The 19104-nt window shown below is 67.2% G+C and carries 20 protein-coding genes; 4 read left to right on the top strand and 16 right to left on the bottom strand.

The window, feature by feature from the left end:
- Window positions 1–3: 3 nt before the first annotated feature.
- The 5 genes from AC5LXK_RS23230 to AC5LXK_RS23210 form a co-directional block, all read right to left on the bottom strand.
- On the bottom strand, window positions 4–801 hold the full coding sequence (locus AC5LXK_RS23230) for a CoA-transferase subunit beta (RefSeq protein ID WP_493393821.1): 798 nt from the start codon (window positions 799–801) through the stop codon (window positions 4–6).
- Window positions 802–811: 10 nt separating this feature from the next.
- Window positions 812–1705 carry a CoA transferase subunit A gene (locus tag AC5LXK_RS23225; protein WP_493393820.1) on the bottom strand — a complete coding sequence of 298 codons (894 nt, stop codon included), beginning with the start codon at window positions 1703–1705 and terminating at the stop codon, window positions 812–814.
- A 9-nt stretch (window positions 1706–1714) separates the two neighbouring features.
- Entirely contained in the window at window positions 1715–2611 is an 897-nt protein-coding gene (locus AC5LXK_RS23220) for a VOC family protein (RefSeq protein ID WP_493393819.1), read from the bottom strand.
- A gap of 280 nt (window positions 2612–2891) precedes the next feature.
- Window positions 2892–3308: a type II toxin-antitoxin system VapC family toxin gene (locus AC5LXK_RS23215; RefSeq protein ID WP_493394037.1), complete on the bottom strand. Its 417-nt coding sequence runs from the start codon at window positions 3306–3308 to the stop codon at window positions 2892–2894.
- Window positions 3295–3531, bottom strand: coding sequence for a FitA-like ribbon-helix-helix domain-containing protein (locus tag AC5LXK_RS23210; protein WP_493393818.1), 237 nt, complete (start codon window positions 3529–3531; stop codon window positions 3295–3297). Before AC5LXK_RS23210 ends, AC5LXK_RS23215 begins: the two co-directional genes overlap by 14 nt.
- A 491-nt stretch (window positions 3532–4022) precedes the next feature.
- Here AC5LXK_RS23210 and AC5LXK_RS23205 point away from each other — a divergent pair, with 491 nt between their 5' ends.
- The gene (locus tag AC5LXK_RS23205) at window positions 4023–5249 is read left to right on the top strand and encodes an acyltransferase family protein (RefSeq protein ID WP_493393817.1); all 1227 of its coding nucleotides are present in this window, start codon (window positions 4023–4025) and stop codon (window positions 5247–5249) included.
- 12 nt (window positions 5250–5261) lie between these two features.
- Here the strand turns inward: AC5LXK_RS23205 and AC5LXK_RS23200 are convergent, their stop codons facing one another.
- Window positions 5262–5939: a hypothetical protein gene (locus AC5LXK_RS23200; protein ID WP_493393816.1), complete on the bottom strand. Its 678-nt coding sequence runs from the start codon at window positions 5937–5939 to the stop codon at window positions 5262–5264.
- 121 nt (window positions 5940–6060) lie between these two features.
- On the opposite strand from AC5LXK_RS23200, the gene AC5LXK_RS23195 reads away from it, so the two are divergent.
- The 3 genes from AC5LXK_RS23195 (at window position 6061) to AC5LXK_RS23185 (ending at window position 8576) form a co-directional block, all read left to right on the top strand.
- Window positions 6061–6474, top strand: coding sequence for a hypothetical protein (locus tag AC5LXK_RS23195; RefSeq protein WP_493393815.1), 414 nt, complete (start codon window positions 6061–6063; stop codon window positions 6472–6474).
- Between the two features lie 228 nt (window positions 6475–6702).
- Window positions 6703–7368: a class I SAM-dependent methyltransferase gene (locus AC5LXK_RS23190; RefSeq protein ID WP_493393814.1), complete on the top strand. Its 666-nt coding sequence runs from the start codon at window positions 6703–6705 to the stop codon at window positions 7366–7368.
- A gap of 11 nt (window positions 7369–7379) precedes the next feature.
- Entirely contained in the window at window positions 7380–8576 is a 1197-nt protein-coding gene (locus AC5LXK_RS23185) for an acyltransferase family protein (RefSeq protein ID WP_493393813.1), read from the top strand.
- 203 nt (window positions 8577–8779) lie between these two features.
- On the opposite strand, the gene AC5LXK_RS23180 is transcribed toward AC5LXK_RS23185, so the two are convergent.
- The 10 genes from AC5LXK_RS23180 to AC5LXK_RS23135 form a co-directional block, all read right to left on the bottom strand.
- Complete coding sequence (locus AC5LXK_RS23180; protein ID WP_493393812.1) at window positions 8780–9088, bottom strand: DUF1634 domain-containing protein; 309 nt, start codon at window positions 9086–9088, stop codon at window positions 8780–8782.
- The gene (locus AC5LXK_RS23175) at window positions 9085–9936 is read right to left on the bottom strand and encodes a sulfite exporter TauE/SafE family protein (protein WP_493393811.1); all 852 of its coding nucleotides are present in this window, start codon (window positions 9934–9936) and stop codon (window positions 9085–9087) included. Before AC5LXK_RS23175 ends, AC5LXK_RS23180 begins: the two co-directional genes overlap by 4 nt.
- A 14-nt stretch (window positions 9937–9950) precedes the next feature.
- A complete protein-coding gene (locus tag AC5LXK_RS23170) occupies window positions 9951–10694 on the bottom strand; it encodes a GntR family transcriptional regulator (protein WP_493393810.1) in 744 nt (247 codons plus the stop codon).
- 54 nt (window positions 10695–10748) lie between these two features.
- A complete protein-coding gene (locus tag AC5LXK_RS23165; protein WP_205816610.1) occupies window positions 10749–11522 on the bottom strand; it encodes an SDR family NAD(P)-dependent oxidoreductase in 774 nt (257 codons plus the stop codon).
- A gap of 32 nt (window positions 11523–11554) precedes the next feature.
- A complete protein-coding gene (locus AC5LXK_RS23160; protein WP_493393809.1) occupies window positions 11555–13141 on the bottom strand; it encodes a FadD3 family acyl-CoA ligase in 1587 nt (528 codons plus the stop codon).
- Between the two features lie 39 nt (window positions 13142–13180).
- Entirely contained in the window at window positions 13181–14230 is a 1050-nt protein-coding gene (locus AC5LXK_RS23155; RefSeq protein WP_493393808.1) for a 2Fe-2S iron-sulfur cluster-binding protein, read from the bottom strand.
- Between the two features lie 15 nt (window positions 14231–14245).
- Window positions 14246–14764, bottom strand: a complete 519-nt coding sequence (locus AC5LXK_RS23150) for a flavin reductase family protein (RefSeq protein WP_493393807.1) — start codon at window positions 14762–14764, stop codon at window positions 14246–14248.
- Window positions 14761–16521, bottom strand: a complete 1761-nt coding sequence (locus tag AC5LXK_RS23145; protein ID WP_493393806.1) for an FAD-dependent oxidoreductase — start codon at window positions 16519–16521, stop codon at window positions 14761–14763. The genes AC5LXK_RS23150 and AC5LXK_RS23145 overlap by 4 nt, the downstream gene beginning before the upstream one ends.
- A gap of 10 nt (window positions 16522–16531) precedes the next feature.
- On the bottom strand, window positions 16532–17725 hold the full coding sequence (locus AC5LXK_RS23140; protein ID WP_493393805.1) for an acyl-CoA dehydrogenase family protein: 1194 nt from the start codon (window positions 17723–17725) through the stop codon (window positions 16532–16534).
- A gap of 168 nt (window positions 17726–17893) precedes the next feature.
- Entirely contained in the window at window positions 17894–19033 is a 1140-nt protein-coding gene (locus tag AC5LXK_RS23135) for an LLM class flavin-dependent oxidoreductase (protein ID WP_493393804.1), read from the bottom strand.
- Window positions 19034–19104: the final 71 nt, after the last annotated feature.

The raw sequence follows: 19104 nt of genomic DNA, 5'->3' as shown, positions 1-19104 counted from the left end.
ACCTCATCCCCGGCGCGGCGCCGGATTGTTGCGCACGATCGTCGCGCGCAGGTTGTGCGGATCGAGCGAGCGGACGATGCGCAGGTCTTCCACGGTCGGCGCGGCCGTCGTGCCGAGGTCCGGCGCGGCGATCAGCGGGAAGCCGGTCGCGTCCTGCACTTCGTCGAAGCTCACGCCCGGATGCAGCGAACGCACGCGGATCGCATGGTCGGGGCCGCCGAAATCCATCACGCACAGGTCGGTGACGATGCTGCGCAGGTCGACGAAGGTCTTCATCCCGGGCAGCCGGCGCGCCGGGTTGTAGCCGACCGTGCACACCATGTCGACTTCGCCGTCGACGAACGTGCGCTTGCCGTGACCGCTGACGAAGAACGAGTTCGCGTGGTTCGTCGTGTTGCCTGGGAAGCCGCGCGCGCCGAGCAGCTGGGTTTTCGGGCGGTCGTAGTCGTCGCCGAGCCACGAGATGTTGGCCTGGCCGAACCGGTCGATCTGCGTCGGCATCACGAGCGCATGTCGGCGGCCGTGCCACAGGCAGTCGAACACGCGTTCGTAGGTCATCCAGCCGCTCGCCTTCACGCGATAGCCGTCGGGGCGCGGGCCGAGCGGCACCGGCTCCTCGACGAGATACGCTTCGCCGTCGGTCAGCATCAGCCCGTTGTTGTACGCGAGCCGCGCGAGGCCGGCCGCGAGCCGCGGGCCCGTGCCGATGCCGGTCGCCAGCACTTCGCCGTCGTCGCGCCAGAGTCGCGCGGACGCGACGATCATCAGTTCCGCGAGGGAATGGTCGAGAGATTCGCTCACAGGCGCTCCTTTACAGAATCGGCAACGGCAGCGTCGTCACGTGCGACAGCCCGCCGACGCCTTCGAGGTACTGGCGTTCGTCCTGGCCGACCACGTCGCGCAGGTACGCCGCCGTTTTCGCGTCGTCTTCCGCGCTGGCGCAATACGCGCGCAGGTGCGGCAAGTCCCAGCCGTAGGCCGGCCCGCACGACGTCGGATGCGCGCCGCCCGGCGCGTGCACGACGCCCGTGACGAGCGAGCGCTCGAACGTGTTGCGGCGCGCGGCGTCGAGGTCTTCGCTCGCGAGCGACGCGTCGACCGTTTCCGCCGACACGTAGCAGCGCTGCGCGGCGCGCGCCATCCACGCGTCGAAGTACGGATCGGGGCCGTCGATACGCGTGTTGCCCATCCGGTCGGCCGCGTTCACGTGCAGCAGCGCGACGTCGAGCTCGATCGCGGGCATCGCGAGCAGCGTCTCGCCGTCGTCGTACGGCGAGCGCACCGTGCGCAGTGCCGGCGCGTGATCGAGCAGCGCGGTGCCGAGCCCGGCGCGCGTCGGCAGGAACGGCAGCCGCGCGGCCGCGGCGCGCAGGCCGAGCTGCAGCATCCCTTCGTCGAGTTCGAGCACGTCGATGCGGCCCTGTTCACGGGCGCGGCGGAAATGCGGCTCGAGCGGGATCACGTCGAGCGACACGAAGCCGAACACCGCCTTGCGCACCTTGCCCGCCGCGCACAGCAGGCCGACATCGGCGCCGCCGTACGCGACGATCGTCAGGTCCTTCAGGTTCGAGCGCGCGATCTCGCGCACCAGCGCCATCGGCTTGCGCCGCGGCCCCCATCCGCCGATGCCGATCGTCATGCCGTCGGCGAGTTGCGCGACCACGTCGCGCGCGGACATCGTCTTGTCGAGAGGTTTCATCGTCATCGTGCTGGCTTACCGGTATCCGATGCTGAAATCGTGGCCCCACTGGCTCACCTTGGTGGCCTCGAACACCGCGTGCTTCGCCCAGTCGACCGTGAGGCCGCCGAAGCCGTATTCGAGATCGAAGCCGCCGGGGGTCTTCATGTAGAAAGAAATCATCTGGTCGTTGCAGTGCCGGCCGAGCGTCGCGGACATCTTCACGTCGTGCGCCGCGACGCGATCCAGCGCGCAGCCCACTTCGTCCATCGAATCGACTTCGGCCATCACGTGTACGCAGCCCGACGGCACGGCCATCTCGAACAGCGCGAGGCTGTGATGGCGCGCGTTGCGGCAGTGCATGAAATGGATGCGCTTTTCCGGTTCGGCCGGATCGGGCGTGAACTTCACCCGGTAGATGTCGGACAGCTCGAACCCGAGCACGCCGCGCACGAACGCGTCGGTCGCGTCGAACTGCGGCGCGGGCAGCACCGCGTGGCCGAGCCCCATGTCGCCGGTGACGAAGCGCGCGACGCCCAGCGGCGACACGAAGCGGCGGAAGTCGCAGCGCGCGCCCCAGTACAGCTCGTGGCGGTTGCCGGACGGGTCGGTGCACCACGCCATCGCCTGCACGCGGCGCAGCGCGGCTTCGTCGCGGGTCGCGCGCACCGGCTCGACGCCCGCCCGCTGCAGTGCCGCCAGCGCGGCGTCGAACGCGGCGCCGTCGGGCAATTCCCAGCCCGACGCGAAATAGCGGTCGGTCGAGCCGGGGACGACCACGTAGCGGAAATCGCGCTCGTCCATCTTCAGGTACAACGCGCCGTCGGGCGCATCGAGCGCCTGCATGCCCAGCACGTCTTCCGCGTAGCGGCGCCACGCATCGACGCGCGTCGCCTCGACGACGACATAGCCAAGCGCACGGACATCGATCATGTCGGCCTCCTCCTGGTTCAGAATCCGTTGTTCGTGTAAGGATTCTGGCCGGTCGGGGGTGGCGTTACATCGTCTGTTGGGACGAGAGGACGGGCGGTAAAAGGCGGGAACGGCAGTGTGGAAGGTGCGCCGGTGGGGGATTCTGCGATGGGGCGTGGAATGTTCGGGTCACGTCGCCCCGGATCGCCGGTGCCGGCGTGGCGTGGAGCGCCGTGCCCGGGCCAGACGGCCTGCCGTCACCCGAATCTGTTTCGTGCGATGGCCGACCTCGGCCGCAAAGCTAGTCGAACGGATTCAGCAACCGGACGCCGGTGCGGGCGAAATCGTCGACGTTACGCGTGACGACCGTGAGATCGTTGATCAGCGCGGTGGCCGCGATCAGCTTGTCGAGTTCATGCGTCGGATCGGGCACGCGCAAATGCCCCCACATCTGGCTGGTCTCGATATCGACCGGCAGGATGTTCGGCGCATAGCCGGACAGGATCGTCGCCATCCAGGCTTCGAGCGCCGACGCCTGGCGGACATCGCCGCGATGCCGGATCAGGTCGACGCCGCGCCGCAGCTCGGCCACCGTCACGACGGACAGGTAAAGCGGGCTCGCGTCGGCTGCGGCCTGTCGGAAGAACGCCTGCACGCCGCGGTTGGTGCGCTTGCCCTTCCTGATTTCGCTGAGAACGTTCGTATCAATCAAAAACACGCCTGACCTCGCCGGAATCCTGAACACGTTGGAAATCCGCGTCTTCGCCGACACCGGGCATGCTCATCAGCACTTGCGCAAAGGTCCGCCGCTTCGGCCGGCCAAGCGCTTCGGCCAGGATGACCCGATGTTCGGCCTCGGCACTCCTGCCATTTGCCGCTGCCTGCTCTCGCAGGCTCTGAACGATATTGTCATCCACGTTACGCACCAGAAGATTTGCCATGAGTTCCTCCACCCGGATTTGCTATCAATGATAGCGTGCTTACGATGAATTGCAAGCATTGCTATCATCGACACGGCCGGAGGGACGACGGAGTCGGCGCTGGCCGGCGGCAGTAGATGGCATGACCCCTTCCACCCTGCGCCGCCGGCCTGACGCATCGAACTGCTGTCGCTCAAGGTAAGCCGGTTCTGAACGACGCGAAAGACGGCCGGATGGCCAGTCAAGTGCCGTCGACAACGACGCATGCCCCACCGGCGAGGAACAGGATTTGCGACGCTGGCATTGTTGGCGACAACCGCTACGATCACGGGCCTCGTGCCGATTCGCGCCGAAACATCGTGTTGCACATCGGGCCGCGGCCACCGCAATCGTTTGATACCATCGGCTCATCAAGTCGGCGATCGAACGCCGCACGAAGCGCGCAGAAGACCATGCATCGACGCGGATCACCCGTGCCTGAAATCCCGATCCAAGACACGAGACGCCCTTCAGTGGACTTTGCTACGCCTGCTCTGGAAACCCTGTTCTCCCCGCCCCCCGACAAACTCTACTTCCCCGCATGCCTCGCGGCCGTCGCGATCATCGCGTGGCTCGTCGCGCGACACGTGCCGTTCTACCGTTCGGCCGTCGACAAGTCGCTGTCGATGCGCTATCGCAACCTGGACGGATTCCGCGGCATCCTGGCCACCTCCGTCGTCTTCCATCACTTCGCGTGCAACCAGGCGTTGCTGTCGACCGGCACCTGGGGCGCCGACACGGACTTCCTGCGCAATCTCGGGACGATTCCCGTCGCGATGTTCTTCATGGTCACCGGGCTCCTGTTCTGGGAACGCGCATGCAGAGGCACGCTCGACGTGCGGACCTTCTTCGTCGGGCGCGTACGGCGCCTTGCGCCGCTCTACCTGTTCTATGCGACCGTCATCGTCACCTGCACGCTTTACTGGTTTCCCCGCCACGTCGTCGGCGCACCGGCGCAGTTGCTGGCGGACCTGTTCAAGGCCGTGTCGCTCGGCTGGTTCGGCGCGTTTCCGATCAACGGAGCGGAACGGACCAGCTATCTGAGCGGCGTCTGGTGGACCCTCGCATACGAATGGCGGTTCTACGCGGTCGTGCCGTTTCTCGCGTGGTTCGTTGCCACGCGTGCGTGGCGCAAGCTGCTCGCGCTCGCGATCGTCACGGCCTGCGCCGCGCTGTTCGGGCAGCCTGGCAGCATGGCGCTGCTGTTCGCGCTCGGCGCTGTGGCCTACGAGGTATCGCGGCACCCTGCGATCCGCGTGCGGCTCGGCACGAAATCGGCGGCGACCGTCGCGCTGCTGATCCTCGCCGTGTCACCGTCGCCGACCGAACGCTACTCGATCGAGGGCGCGCTGCCGCTGCTCCCGGTATTCCTGTGCGTCGCGTGCGGAAACACGTTCTACGGCGTGCTCGGCACCCGGCCGCTCGCGCTGCTCGGCACCGCCAGTTTCAGCATCTACATGATTCACATGGTGATCGTGTACACGATCGTTCATGCGGTCGACAAGTTCGCATTCCCGATCGGTTCCGTCGGCGCCCCCGGCATCTGGGCGCTCGCACTTGCATGCGCGCTGGTCGCCGTGTTCTGCGCGCTGCTGACTTACCGCTACGTCGAGCATCCGTTCATCGTGAAGCGCAGCGACACGCGTCCGGCACGCCGCACGGCCGAACCCGTTCGCGAGCGTCGCACGGTCACGCCGTGACGGGTGTGCGGCTCAGAAGCGGTACGAGATGCCGATCTGCAGGACCGGGTACCACCGATAGCGCGACATCATCCGGTTCAGCTCGTCAAGGCCGCTGGCGATCAGGATCTGGCTCTTCTGCGGACCGGCGGCTGCCGCCAGCTCCGGCGACAGCGTGTACGAGCACTTCGGGATCCCGTACGCGACACCCAGGTCGGCGACGAATCCGAGCCCTTTCGACGCCGGCCGATGCCCATAGCCGATTCCCGCATACGGCATCACGGTCGGGTACCGCGCCTCCGCGACCGCGTACATCCCCGGCAGCGCCGGATAGCGCTTGCCGTCGAACACGTAAGTACCGTCGGTCGGCACCGATACGCCGCGCAGCTCGTCGTCGTTGAAACGCAGCCCGAGCGTTGCCCGGAAGCCGCTGCCTCGCCACGGGAAGACATCGGCGTACAAACCGCCCTGACGCAGCTTCAGGTCGTCCTGGTAGCGATTGCCTGCCACCGTGAAGTCGTGCGTCAGGTTGATCGCATTGAAATCAGCATGCGCACCCAGCATCGAATTGAAGCTCACGGCTGCCCCGATGCCGACGCCTTGCGTACCGCCCTGGAGGTAGATCTCCTGCGCGTGCGCGCTCGCGACGAACATCACCGCAGCCACAGCCCATTGGTTCACTGTCGTTTTCACGGGCGCCTCCCCCGACATGTGCCGGGCGCGACGCGCCACCGCACGCGGCTTTGGTCGCGATGCGCGGTGCGAACCCCGGCACGACACCTTGCAAGCAAGCTTGCTGTTCGACGGACCGGGAACGCGTGGCGCCGTGCACATGACCGATACGACATGCGCGGCGCATGCACCGCGACAAGCGATGCGCGCAATCCGATCCGATTCCCCGTTTGTTTCGATGTCGTTACGTGCCGTCGATGCGCTGGTCGTTCTGGTGAAATTCGTCTGCACCGGCGGCATCTGCTCAACCGCAAAGGCTGTGCCATGCGGCGTGAATCCAGACGGGACGCGCGTCACGGCCGAACAAGGGCGGCCAGGACGGGTGAAATCGGAGGAAATGTTTCAGGAACGCATCGATATTCGACGCGCGACGCCGGTACACGCAATTGTGTGCGCACGCATCGATATCGCGACAGGTACCGGCCCAGGCCGGACGGCCGTCAGCGCACGCACGTCGCCGTTGCCGCCGATGGCACGCGGTAAAACGCATCGAGGAAGCGTTGCAAACATGTGACCTTGCACGGCACGCGTGCGAGATCGATACGCGAGCATGCGCGTTGAGTCAGGGTGAATACGGATACCGTTACGCACCGGTCACCGATCCTGCGCAACGCGGTGCCGTACGATCCACACACCGGTCAGTACAACGCACCGATCCTCCAAACACCCGCGGCGCTCTCATCCGATGACAGCCTGCCAGCGGATGATAGAATCGTCCGTCCATACCCCATGGACGGACACAATGCAAAAAATGCAGTGGTCTAGCGGAATCGATAACGAAATCGAGTTCTGGTCGAAGTGGTTGGAGACGAAGGGCGGCGCGTGGCCGGAAGATTTTCTGTTCCGCATCAACCCGGATACCGAAGTACACGAATGGATGGCCGCGTTGCTGACCGGCATCCCGAATCCGAAAATCCTCGACGTAGGTGCTGGCCCTATGACGGTGCTGGGCAAGAAGATGAACGGCATGCCGCTGGACATCACCGCCGTCGATGCGCTGGGCGACCTGTACGGACGCCTGGATTTTCCCCCAGGGCTTCCCCTCATCAAAACCCGGCAGTGCGAAAGCGAATGCCTGACCACGATGTTTCCGGAAGACACGTTCGACCTGACTTATGCGAAGAACACGCTCGACCACAGCTACAATCCGGTCGAAGCGTTTCGGCAGATGATCGCCGTGACAAAACCCGGTGGTTTCATCGCGACCGAGCATGCCGCAAATGAAGCGCTGAACGAGAACTGGGAAGGTTTCCATCAATGGAACTTCCACGTCGACGGGCGCGACTTCAAGATTTCGGATCGAACGGATACCTTCAGCGTCTCGCAGGCGATCGAAGGCATCGCGCAGATCGTTGAACTGTCCCCGGATCATTCCGACTACATCGGTTGCGTGATCCAGAAGCTTTAGCCGATACATCAGTGACGACCCATCAGAAAAACACGGGTGCGCAACCGCGCCCCCCGCTTCCCCATGACTTCAGGATGCCGAGCGACGTCCCCTATCTGAATGGCTTGCGCGGCATTGCCGCGACCTGGGTCGTGATCGCTCATTGCATGATCTGGGGCGGATGGACGCTCACCGCAATACCGGACCCGAAGATCGCCGTCGACCTGTTCATGACGATATCGGGCTTTCTGATGGCCTACAACGCTCGGCGGCGGGAGTCGATCGAGCCCATGGCGCAGCCCGCTACCTGGATCCGGTTCTATATCCGCCGATACTTCCGCATCGCGCCTGCCTATTACCTGTCGCTCGCGTTCGCGGTCATGGCGTCGGCGCCGTTTCTCGACGGCTACAAGGCACTGCAATTGATGAACCCCGGATTCTGGGGAAACGGCGGCATTTACGATCCGGACACGATCAGGTTCACCACGGCCAACCTGCTCGCCCATGTCACGTTCGTTTTCGGCGCGGTGCCGAAATACACGTTTGCGACCATGCTGCCCGACTGGAGCCTCAGCCTCGAGATGCAGTTCTATCTCGCGTTTCCGCTGCTCTATCTGCTGATGCGAAAGATCGGCCCGTTGACGGCGTCGATCGTACTGGCCGCCATCGCACTAGCGGCCAGCCACGCGCTCGCCGGCCACTTTCCGGAGCCGGGTTTCCTGCCGCTGAAGCTCTCGCTGTTCGTGACCGGCATGCTGATCGCCGAAATTCCGTTCGGCACCGCCAAAATGGTCACGATCCTGATCGGCGTGCTGGCGTTGCTGTTGCCGTTCGCTCAAACGTCGAGTTACGCCGCCCAATCGTGGATGCTTCCAGTCATTTCGACATCGCTATACGCACTGACGGTCAACCGAAAACCCGTGTCGTCTCTGCTGCAACCTGTCGCCAATCTCCTCGGCGGCCGGATTGCCCATACGCTGTCCGATGCCTCGTACGGCATGTATCTTTTCCACGGCTTCTTCATCGCGTTTACCGGATTGATACTGTCCGGCGCGCTTCCCCGCCTGACGGCACATGGCAACATCAGGACGATTGTCCTGATGGCCGTGACATTACCGGGCGCGCTGTTGCTCTCCACCCTCATCCATCGATTCGTGGAGCGCCCCGGCATCGCGCTGGGCAGAAGCGCGGCCGGCTTCCTGTCGCTGGACGAATCGAGATCGCGCTAAGTCGATACCGGACAGCATCGGTCCGTTCGTACCGGCTTGCGCCGCGACGCAGCAAAAATTACCCGATCCGGCCATACGACGGCCGGGCGAATACCGATGCATGCGCATGCTTCTTGTCGGTGTCATGCGCGGCATGCCATGCATGAGCCAGCCGGTTCATGTCGTCCGATGTCGCCGACGGGATGGCGACGAAGCAGCGCAGATCACCCGCGCACTCCGACGATCACCCCCGCCGCGATGATCACCAGCACGAGCATCGACAGCAGCGCATACGTCCGGTCGCGCTCGCGCACGAACAGCCCCAGCAACAACGCGACGCGCGCCACCGGCAACACGATGAACAGCGCGACGCCGGCCGTCGTGAACGCATGGCCGTCCCGTGCGAACGCGCTGCCGCCCGCACCGAGCAGCATCCCGACGACGATCAGTCCGCACGCGCACCACGTGCCATACCGGAGCAATGCGGCGACCGCCCGGTCGCGGCGCTCGACGCCATCGACTGCGTGCGTCATGCGGCACCGCCCGGCGCATGAACGCCCAGCGCGGTCAGGAACATGTCGATCGCGAGCAACAGCAGCACGATGACGAAAAAGATCCGCAGCTTGTCGGCCGGCAAGCGAATCAGCAACCGCGCCCCGACGATCGCGCCGATCACCGAGCCGAGCGCGATCGGCCCGGCGAGCCCCATGTCGATGTCGCCGCGCGCGAAATACGCACCCGCGCTCGCGGCTGCCGTCACGCCGATCATGAAATTCGACGTGGCCGACGACACCTTGATCGGCAGCCGCAGCGCCGTGTCCATCGCGGGAATCTTCAGTACGCCCGAGCCGATGCCGAGCAGCGCGGAAATCAGGCCGGCACCGACCATCAGCGCCATGCCGAACGGCACGCGCCCGACCTGGTAGCGGATCTCGCGGCCCGACACCGGATCGGGAAAACTCGCATGCAGGCGGAGCGCGCTGGCCCACGTCGCGGCATCGGGCGGACCGTCGGCAAGCGTTTCACGACGCCGCGCGAGCATCTGTTTCGCGGACACAACGAGCACCGCCGCGAACAGCGCATACAGGAACGCAACGGGCACGCGGCCGATCATCAGCACGCCGGCGAGCGCACCGAGCGTCGTCGCCGTTTCGAGCACGATCGCGAGCCGAACGTTGACCAGCCGCCCCTTCAGGAACGACGCCGCGCCGCTGCACGAACACGCGATCACCGACACGATGCTCGCGCCGATCGCCGTCTGGATGCCGACGCCGAACAGCAGCGTGAGCAACGGCACGACGAAAATGCCGCTCGCCATGCCGAGCACGCCGCCGAGCGCGCTGGCGCCGAACGCGGCGACGAACAGCCACAGTGCTTCCATGCCCGCGTGCCCTGTCACGAACGCTCGCCGGTGCGCCGGTTCAGTCGCGTGACGAAACGAATGAGATCGCCGCGGTAATAAAGCCGCTCGAAATCGACCGGCCGCTGCGCGTGCGTATGCGACGTCCGCTCGATCAGGTAGACCGGGCTGCCGGACGCGATCGCCAGCGCCCGGGCGATGTCCGGCGGCGCCGCGACGGCCTCGAGCCGGTATTCGGCATCGACGAGCGGCACGGCGTAGCGCTCCTCGAGCAACGAGAAGATCGGCTCGGCCTCCAGGTCGTGCGCCACGACCTTTTCACCGAGTTCGCGAGGCAGATAGGTTTCGTCGAACGAGACGGCTACGCCGTCGGCCAGACGCACGCGGCGAATCCGCATGACCGCGGTGCCCGGTGGCAATGCGAGCTGCCGCGCGACATCGGCATCGGCGTCGACGACCTGCCGGTCGACGAGCCGCGCGGTCGGCGTGCGCCCGAGCGCGTGCATGTCCTCGACGAAGCCGGTCAGCTCCGTCAGTTCCTGCGTGATCTTCGGCTCGGCAACGAAGGTGCCCTTGCCACGCCGGATTTCGACAAGACCGCGCGCGACGAGGTTTTCGATCGCCTTGCGCACGGTCGTCCGGCTCACGCCGAAACGCTCGATCAGGCGCTCCTCTGGCGGAAGCTGGCTGCCCGGCGGCAGTGCGGATGTCGATATTTCGAGGGCCAGAGCAGCCTCGACCTTCGTGTAGAGCGGCGCATTGCCGAATTCGGTGTTCATCTAGACATCATGATGTCATGACGTCACGATGTCAAATGCCGGGTGACCGAATCGCTACAGCCCATAACCGCCAGACACGTTCAACTGCTGTCCGGTGATGTAGTTCGCCCGGTCCGACGCCAGGAACACCGCCGCACGTCCCACGTCGTGCGCCTTGCCCCAGCGCTTCAGCGCGAGCATCTTCTGCGTCTCGTCGATCCATGCCTGGTCGAACTGCCCCTGTTCGAGCAGCACCGGAAACATCCCGGCCTCGATCACGCCGACCAGGATCGAATTCGCGCGAATGTCGTAGCGCCCCTCCTCGCGCGCCAGCCCCTTGACCAGCGCCTCGTTCGCCGCCTTCGGCGCGACCGACAACCCGTCGCGATCTGGCCAGCGCAGATGCCCGGCCGATCCGAGCGTGACGAACGACCCGCCGCCCGATGCACGGAAATGCGGCAGGGCCGCTTTCGCCGCAACGAAAAAGCCGATCGTCTCGACGTCGATCGCGCGGCGCCAGTCGTCATGCGTCATGTCGCCGATATGGCGCTGGTTCACGAACGGGCCGGCAGCCCAGACGACCGTATGCACGCGGCCATGCGCGTCGATTGCAGCCGCGAGCGCGGCGTCGACCTGCGCGGGATCGGTCACGTCCACGCAGTGCGTGGTGGCCGCGACGCCTTCGCCGCGAATGTCGCGCGCGACGCGCTCGGCGACGTCGGCCTTGCTGCGGTAGCCGACCGCGACCGGCACGCCGGCGCGCGCAAACTCGAGCGCGACGCCCTGCCCGATCCCGCCGCTGCCGCCGAACACGAGTACCGCGCCCTGCGGAAATCCGTTGTCGTTCATGCGTTCATCCCGTTCATGTGTCGCTTCATCGCTCACGCGGCCGCCTCGGTCACTGCGCGCAGCCGGTACTTCAGCACCTTCCCCGCCGCGCTCGTCGGCAGCTGCTCGACGAACGTGAAAAATCGCGGCACCTTGTAGTTCGCCATGTTGCTGCGCGCCCAGTCGTTCAACGCATCGGCGTCGGCCTGCGCGCCCGGGCGCAGTACGACATACGCGTGACCGACCTCGCCGAGCCGCGTATCGGGCACGCCGATCAGCGCGACCTGCGCGATCGCCGGATGCGCGGCGAGCAGCCGCTCGATCTCCGCCGGATAGCAGTTGAAGCCGCCGACGATGAACATGTCCTTGATGCGGTCGGTGATCTTCAGGTTGCCGTTCGCATCGACGCAGCCGAGATCGCCCGTATGCAGCCAGCCGTCGGCATCGACGGTCTCGCGCGTCGCGTCCGGCTGGTTGAAGTAGCCGCGCATCACGTTGTAGCCGCGCACCCAGATCTCGCCGGTTTCGTCCGGCCCGAGCGGCGCGCCGCCCGGCCCCGCGATGCGCAGCTCGACGTCCGGCATCGGCCGGCCCGACGTGTAGGCGACCGTCTCCGCATCGTCGCCCTGCCGGCACAGCGTCGCGAAGCCGCACGATTCGGTCAGCCCGTAGCCGGTCAGCACCGTCTCGAAGCCGAGCTCCGCGCGCATCCGCTCGATCAGGCTCGGCGCAATCGCCGCCGCGCCCGTCACCGCGATCCGCAGCGACGACAGGTCGCGTGTCGCGCGATCGGGCGCATCGAGCAGCGCGTAATACAGCGTCGGCGGGCCGGGCAGCACCGACACGCGGTCGTCCGCCACGCGCCGCAGCACGTCGGCCGGCTGGAACACGAGATGCGGCAGCACGGTCGCGCCGCTCGACAGCGCGGCGAGCCAGCCGGCCTTGTAGCCGAACGTGTGAAAGAACGGATTGACGATCAGGTAGCGGTCGTCCCGGCGCACGCCCGCGATCGCCGCCCATGCCTGCGCGGCGCGCAGGTTCTGGCCGTGCGCGGTCATCACGCCTTTCGGGCGGCCTGTCGTGCCGGACGTGAACATCAGATCCATCACGGTGTCGGGCGTGACCTGCGCCTCGCGTTCGCGCACCGCGGCAAGCGGCACGGCCGCGCCGCGCGCGAGAAACGCATTCCAGGTTTCGTCGCGCGCGCCGGACGGCGGTTCGCCGTCGAACACGACGACGCGCTCGAGCGTCGCGGGCCGGTGCGGCATCAGCATCGCCGGATAGGATTCGCCGAGGAAGGTGCCGCAGCAGAACAGCAGCCGCGCGCCGCCGTCGTGCAGGATGCCGCCGACCTCCATCCCCTTCATCCGCGTATTGACCGGCACGAGGATCGCGCCGACGGTGTGGATCGCCAGCGCCGCGACGATCCATTGCGGCAGGTTCGGCGCCCAGACCGCCACGCGATCGCCGGCCTCGATGCCGCTCGCCAGCAGCGCACGGGCCGCGTCGACGCGTGCGGCGTCGAGTTCCGCGTAGGTCAGCCGGCCGTGTTCCGACTCGATCGCCGGATGCGCGCCGTGGCGCGCGGCAGCCCGCGCGATCAGCGCGGGCGTGGTCAGGATTTCATTGTCCATCGTCATTGGTCAGGGTTGCCGTGCGCGCCGCCGGCGCGCCACGGCTCAGTCGGGAAACACCACGCGCAACGCGTCGCTCGCGGGCCGCGCGCAACAGGCGAGCGTCCAGCCGGCCGCGATCTCGTCTTCGTCGAGCACGTGGTTGCTGTCAAGCGCGACCTCGCCGCGCTCGATCCGGCACATGCATGCGCCGCATTGCCCCATCCGGCAGGAATTCGGTGCGGGGACGCCTGCGCGCAGCATCGCGTCGAGCAGCGTCTCGCCGGGCGCGCTGTCGAACGCGAACGCGTCGCCGTCGAGCACCGTCTCGATCGCCGCGCCGTCGCCGGTCGCCGCCGTTCCCGCAGCGGATGCCGCCGTGCCGGCCGGCGCCGGCGCCGGCGCATCGGGCAGCGACGCGAACCTCTCGACGTGCACGCGTGCGCGCGGCCGCCCGAGGCCGAGCATCGCGGCCAGCGCGTTCTCCATGAACAGCGCGGGCCCGCAGATGAACGTTTCCTGCTGGCTGAACGGCCGCGCGAGTTCCTCGAGATGCCGCTGTTGCGGAATGCCCTGCACGCTGTCGAGCCAGTGAATCACGCGCACGCGGCCCGGATGCCGTTGCGCGAGCTGCTGCAGTTCGTCGCGAAAAATCACCGAGCGCTCGTCGCGGTTCGCATAGACCAGCGTCAGCATCCCGCGTCCGTGCACGAGCGCCGATTTCAGGATCGACAGCACGGGAGTAATGCCGCTGCCGCCCGCGAACAGCAGCAGGTCGCCGTCCAGTGTGCGTGGCGTGAACACGCCGGCCGGCGGCAGCACGTCGAGCGTGTCGCCCGCCTTCACGCGGTCGCACAGCCAGTTCGACGCGCGGCCGTCGCGCACGCGCTTGACGGTGATCTTCGGCGCCGCATCGATGCCGGGTGCGCTCGACAGCGAGTAGCAGCGCGCGACGGTCGCTTCCGCGCACGGCACGTTCAGCGTGAGGAACTGCCCGGGCCGGTACGCGAAGGCATCGTGCAACGCGGCCGGTACGTCGAACACGAACGAGCACGCGTCGTCGCTTTCGGCAATCACTTCGGCCACGGTCAGCCGCTGGAAGCGTGAATCGCTCATCGCCGGTTCCTTGCGTCACGCGGCCGCATGGGCCATCGGCGCGCCGGGCGTCGTATAGGCGCCGTCGAGATAGACGAGCGGATCGACGTCACCGCTCATCAGTACCTCACGGATGCGCCCGATGAACACCGTATGCGTGCCGTATTCGAAACGGCCGTCCTGCTCGCACACGAGGCTCGCCTGCGAGTCACGCAGATACGGCACGCCGTGCGGCGACGTATCCCAGTCGCCGGTCGTGAAACGCGCCTCGCCCTTCAGGCGGCCGCTGCAGTCGATCGCGATGCCTTCGTGGCGCGCGGACAGCACGTTCACGCAGAACGGCGCGCCCGCATCGAGCGGTGGATACAGCGACGCGGAACGGTTGATGCAGATCAGCAGCGAAGGCGGATCGGTCGACAGCGAATCGACCGCCGTCGCGGACATCGAGTAGCGCCGGCCGTCGTGCGCACTGCTGATGACCGTGACGGAGCGCGCGAGGCGGCGCATCGCGAGCAGCATGTCGGTGCGCAGCGGATGGGTGGTGAGATCGCTCATGGTCGTACTCCGTCAAGTTCTGTCGTGGATGGCCGGGCTGGCCGGCCGCCGGCGTCGGCCGCGCAAGCAGCCAGGTGGTCCGCGGCGAGATACCCGAAGGTCATCGCCGGACCGAGCGTCGAGCCCGCGCCGGGGTAGCTCGTGCCCATCACCGATGCGCTGGTGTTGCCGATTGCGTAAAGACCGTCGATCGGCGTACCGTCGTCGCGCAGCACGCGGGCCGTCGCGTCGGTCACGAGCCCGCCCTTCGTGCCGATGTCGCCCGCGTCGACCCGCGCCGCGTAGAACGGCGCTTCGTCGACGGGCCCAAGGCACGGGTTCGGCGTATTGCGCGGGTCGCCGTAATACGTGTCGAACGCGTTGTCGCCCTTGCCGAACGCTTCGTCGACGCCGGTGGCCGCATAGCGCGCCATGTCGCGCAGCGTGTCGTGCAGCCCGGCCGCATCGACGCCGATCTTCGCGGCCAACGCGTCGATCGTGTCGGCCTTCACGAGCACGTCGCGAAACGCGTCGGGAATCCGTGCGTCGGGCATCATCGATGCCGGCATGACCGGCCCGCACGGATACTTGCGGCGAAAGCGCGCGTCGAACACCATCCACGCGGGCACGCTCGCCCCGGTGCGCGCATGGTCGCGATACATCGCGGGCACGAATTCCGAATACGGCGCGGCTTCGTTCACGAAGCGCCGGCCCTGCCCGTTGACGATCACGCAGCCCGGCAGGTTGCGTTCGACGAACAGCCCGCGCTGCTTCTCCTCGCCCGCGACGCGCACCGTCGGCACGCCCCACACGTGCTCCATCAGCGCCAGCGCGCCGCCAAGCCGGTGGCCTTCGGCGATCGCGTCGCCGGTGTTGGAGGGCGGCGTCGCGCTCCACTGCGCCTGGGTCGGCTGCGGCAGGTAGCGCTCGCGCATCGGCTGGTTGCGCTCGAAACCGCCCGCACCGAGGATCACGCCACGGCGCGCGGCGATCGTCACCGGCTGCCCGAAGCGCTCCGCGCGCACGCCGGTCACGCGGCCGTCCGCTTCGAGCAGGTCGCGCATCGGCGTGTCGAGCCACACGGGTACGTTGCGGTCGAGCAGCGCGCGGCGCAACCCGCCGACCAGCGCGTTGCCGAGCGTCAGGCGCCGGTCGCGCCGCGTGCGGCGGCGCATGCCGAGATCGAGCCAGTAACGGCCGAACTGCCTGATCGTGAGCGTCATGAAGCCGGGCCCGCGCGAGAACAGCGTATGCGCTTCCTTCGACGTCACCGCGAGACGCCCGAAGATCAGCGTGCCGGGCGACGACGGCCGCAGCCGGTCGAATTCGTCGCCAAGCAATCCGCCGTCGAACGGCAGCGGATCGAGCGCGCGATAGCCCGGCATCGCGCCCGGCACCTTCTGGAAATAGTCCGCATATTTCGGCAGTGCCTGGAAGCGCACGGGCGTCTTCGATTCCAGGTAGCGCAGCATCTCCGGCGCGCGGTCGAGGTACGCGTCGAGCCGCTCGGGCGTCGATGCGCCGGCCACGCACGCGTCGACATACCGGCGCGCGGCGTCGCGCGAATCGGTCGCGCCGAGTTCCGCGATATGGTGGTTGCACGGGATCCAGATGCCGCCGCCCGATACGGCCGACGTGCCGCCGTACAGCGCCGTCTTCTCGATCACGACGACGGACAGCCCGTGATCGGCCGCGCGGCACGCGGCGAGCAGCGCGCCCGCCCCCGAACCGACGACGACCACGTCGAACGTGTATTGCTGTGCTTGCGTGTCGTTCATCGCGGCCCCGTCAGATGAAGAAGTCCGTGTTCTCGCGGCCGAGCATCACGGCGCCGAGGTTCTGGCCGAAGCGGTCCACGTTGTTCGCGTAGTGCGCACGGGCCGCGTGCAGGTCGAGGAAGCGGCGCACCAGCGGATTACGGTGATAGATGCCGTTGCCGCCCGCGTAGCGCAGCAGCGTATTCGCGGCCTGCGCGCAGCGCTCGGCGACCTGCGCGGACTGGTAGCGAAAATGCACGCGACGCTCGATCGACACGGCCGGGCCGCCCGTCACCGACGCCATCAGTTCCGCGAAATTGCGCTTGAGCAGCACCTGCATCTCATCGATCGCGACGGCCGCGTTCGCGCACGCGTTCTGCGCGCCCGGATCGTCGGTCGTCTTCGCGCCGCTGTTGGCGGACACGCGCGTCGCCGCATAGCCGGTGAAATCGTCGAGCGCGCCCTGCAGCGCGCCGATGCACGACGTGCACACCGCGCGCACGAAGATCTGCGCGAACGGCAGCCTGAACAGCGGCGCATCGTTGAGCGCGAGGCCCGGGCTCGTGCCCATCATTCCGTCGATCGCCTTGTGCGTGCGATACGCGGGCACGAACACGTCGTCGACGACGATGTCGTGGCTGCCCGTTGCGCGCAGGCCGAGCACGTCCCAGTCCTGCTGGATCCGGTAGTCGGCTTTCGGCAGCAGGAAGGTGCGGTATTCGGGCGGCTGGCCGGCTTCGGCCGGCGGCACCAGCGCGCCGAGGAACACCCATTCGCACAGTTCGCTGCCGCTCGAGAACTTCCAGTGTCCCGACAGGCGGAAGCCGCCGTCGACCGGCGTCACGCGGCCGACCGGCATGTAGGTCGACGCGATCAGCGTCGCCGGGTCGTCGCCCCACACGTCCCGCTGCGCGCGTTCGTCGAACAGCGCGAGCTGCCAGTTGTGCACGCCGACGACGCCGTACACCCACGCGGTCGACATGCAGCCGCGCGCGAGCGCCATCTGGATGTCGAAGAACGCCTGCGGATCGAGCTCGTAGCCGCCGTAGCGCTTCGGCTGCAGCACCTTGAAGAAGCCGGCGGCCTGCATGTCGGCGATCGTCTCGGCGGGAAGGCGGCCCTGTGCTTCCGCCTGCGCGGCGCGGCCGGCCAGCGTCGGCGCCAGTGCCTCGGCCCGGGCGATCAGCGTGGCAGCCAATGCGTTCGAATCGTTGTCGCGATGCACGAATGTCTCCTGTGGAACGGGGGCTGCGCCGTGGCGCGTGCCCCGCTCTCGTTCAAAGTTGTTCGGCGCGGCCTGGCCGCGGGCGATGCTCGCCACCACCGATGGTCGGCTTCGCGCGACCGCGCCGCATCGTCCGACCGGACGGGACGACGGGCGCGGCCCGGTGCATCACGCGCAGGCGCGCTCCTTCTCGCGGTTGAAGAACGGGATCACGTGCTCGCCGATGTTGCGGATGGTCTCCAGCTGCGCTTCGTGCGGCACCGTGCCCATCTGGCACAGGAACAGCACCTCGTCGACGCCGGCTTCCTGCAGGCGGCCGACATAGCCGATGCAGTCGTCCACCGTGCCGTACGCGTGGTTCGGGTTCATCATCGCGAGCGCCGGGTCGGCGAAGTTCACGACGACTTCCTCCGACGCGAAGCGCGAGCGGATCACCATCTCGCCGGTGTCGGCCTGCACCAGGTCGTCGCCCCACTTCGCCGGGTCCGGACGCTCGCCGCCCGTGTACCAGTACGCGAGCGATTCCATGAAGTAGCGCTGGCCGCGGATGCCGATCTTGCGGGCCGCCTGGCCGTCGGCCATCACGACCGTCGGGCACAGCGCCGCGAGGTGCTGGGTCGGGCGGAAGCCGACCTGGTCTTCCGGCTTGCGGTTCGCCCATGCCTCGCGATACACCGCGTTCTTCTTCGCGACTTCGTCGGGGCCGCCGAAGCCGAGCACCAGCGCGCCCATCCCGCGCTGGCCGGCGCGCAGCAGCGCATCGGTGTTCGTACAGGCGAGGTACATCGGCGGATGCGGATCCTGGAACGGCTTCGGGTGGATCGGACGCTTCGGAATCTTGATGTACTTGCCGTCGTGCTCGATCTCGTCCTGCACGAACATCTTCGGCACGAGGTACATCGATTCGTCGATCATCGGCTGCAGTTCGTTGAGGTCGTACCCGAACGCGCCGGCTTCCTGCTGGCTGCCGCCCTTGCCGACGCCGAAATGCACGCGGCCGCCCGACAGGATGTCGAGCAACGCGACCCGCTCGGCCACCTTGATCGGGTGATTCATCGCCGGCGGCAGGCACACCACGCCGTGACCGAGGCCGATGCGCGTCGTGCGGCCGGCCAGGTACGCAAGGAAGGTTTCCGGCGCGCTCATGTGCGCGTAGTTGGTCAGCGACGTGTGCTCCACGCACCAGATCGTGTCGAAACCGACCTGCTCGGCGAGCAGCGCCTGCTCGACCGTCTCCTTGAACACCCGGTGGTCGCCCTCGCGCGATGCGTCGGTGGTCTGGGCTTCGTAGATGAGGGAAAACTTCATTGCGTGCGTCTCCATGTCTGTTGGACGAGTCGGGGTCGCGCAGCCCGTCCGTACGATACGGACGGATAGCG

Source organism: Burkholderia pulmonis, assembly GCF_984667975.1.
This window is presented reverse-complemented; position numbering and strand designations above follow the sequence as displayed.

What these genes read in the sequence shown, in the direction of transcription:
- AC5LXK_RS23190 (WP_493393814.1), top strand. Translation starts at nt 6,703, where the DNA reads ATGCAAAAAATGCAGTGGTCTAGCGGAATCGATAACGAAATCGAGTTC.
- AC5LXK_RS23200 (WP_493393816.1), bottom strand. Translation starts at nt 5,939, where the DNA reads ATGTCGGGGGAGGCGCCCGTGAAAACGACAGTGAACCAATGGGCTGTG.
- AC5LXK_RS23160 (WP_493393809.1), bottom strand. Translation starts at nt 13,141, where the DNA reads ATGACGATGGACAATGAAATCCTGACCACGCCCGCGCTGATCGCGCGG.
- AC5LXK_RS23135 (WP_493393804.1), bottom strand. Translation starts at nt 19,033, where the DNA reads ATGAAGTTTTCCCTCATCTACGAAGCCCAGACCACCGACGCATCGCGC.
- AC5LXK_RS23225 (WP_493393820.1), bottom strand. Translation starts at nt 1,705, where the DNA reads ATGACGATGAAACCTCTCGACAAGACGATGTCCGCGCGCGACGTGGTC.
- AC5LXK_RS23175 (WP_493393811.1), bottom strand. Translation starts at nt 9,936, where the DNA reads ATGGAAGCACTGTGGCTGTTCGTCGCCGCGTTCGGCGCCAGCGCGCTC.
- AC5LXK_RS23170 (WP_493393810.1), bottom strand. Translation starts at nt 10,694, where the DNA reads ATGAACACCGAATTCGGCAATGCGCCGCTCTACACGAAGGTCGAGGCT.
- AC5LXK_RS23150 (WP_493393807.1), bottom strand. Translation starts at nt 14,764, where the DNA reads ATGAGCGATCTCACCACCCATCCGCTGCGCACCGACATGCTGCTCGCG.
- AC5LXK_RS23195 (WP_493393815.1), top strand. Translation starts at nt 6,061, where the DNA reads ATGACCGATACGACATGCGCGGCGCATGCACCGCGACAAGCGATGCGC.
- AC5LXK_RS23145 (WP_493393806.1), bottom strand. Translation starts at nt 16,521, where the DNA reads ATGAACGACACGCAAGCACAGCAATACACGTTCGACGTGGTCGTCGTC.
- AC5LXK_RS23165 (WP_205816610.1), bottom strand. Translation starts at nt 11,522, where the DNA reads ATGAACGACAACGGATTTCCGCAGGGCGCGGTACTCGTGTTCGGCGGC.
- AC5LXK_RS23220 (WP_493393819.1), bottom strand. Translation starts at nt 2,611, where the DNA reads ATGATCGATGTCCGTGCGCTTGGCTATGTCGTCGTCGAGGCGACGCGC.
- AC5LXK_RS23180 (WP_493393812.1), bottom strand. Translation starts at nt 9,088, where the DNA reads ATGACGCACGCAGTCGATGGCGTCGAGCGCCGCGACCGGGCGGTCGCC.
- AC5LXK_RS23210 (WP_493393818.1), bottom strand. Translation starts at nt 3,531, where the DNA reads ATGGCAAATCTTCTGGTGCGTAACGTGGATGACAATATCGTTCAGAGC.
- AC5LXK_RS23155 (WP_493393808.1), bottom strand. Translation starts at nt 14,230, where the DNA reads ATGAGCGATTCACGCTTCCAGCGGCTGACCGTGGCCGAAGTGATTGCC.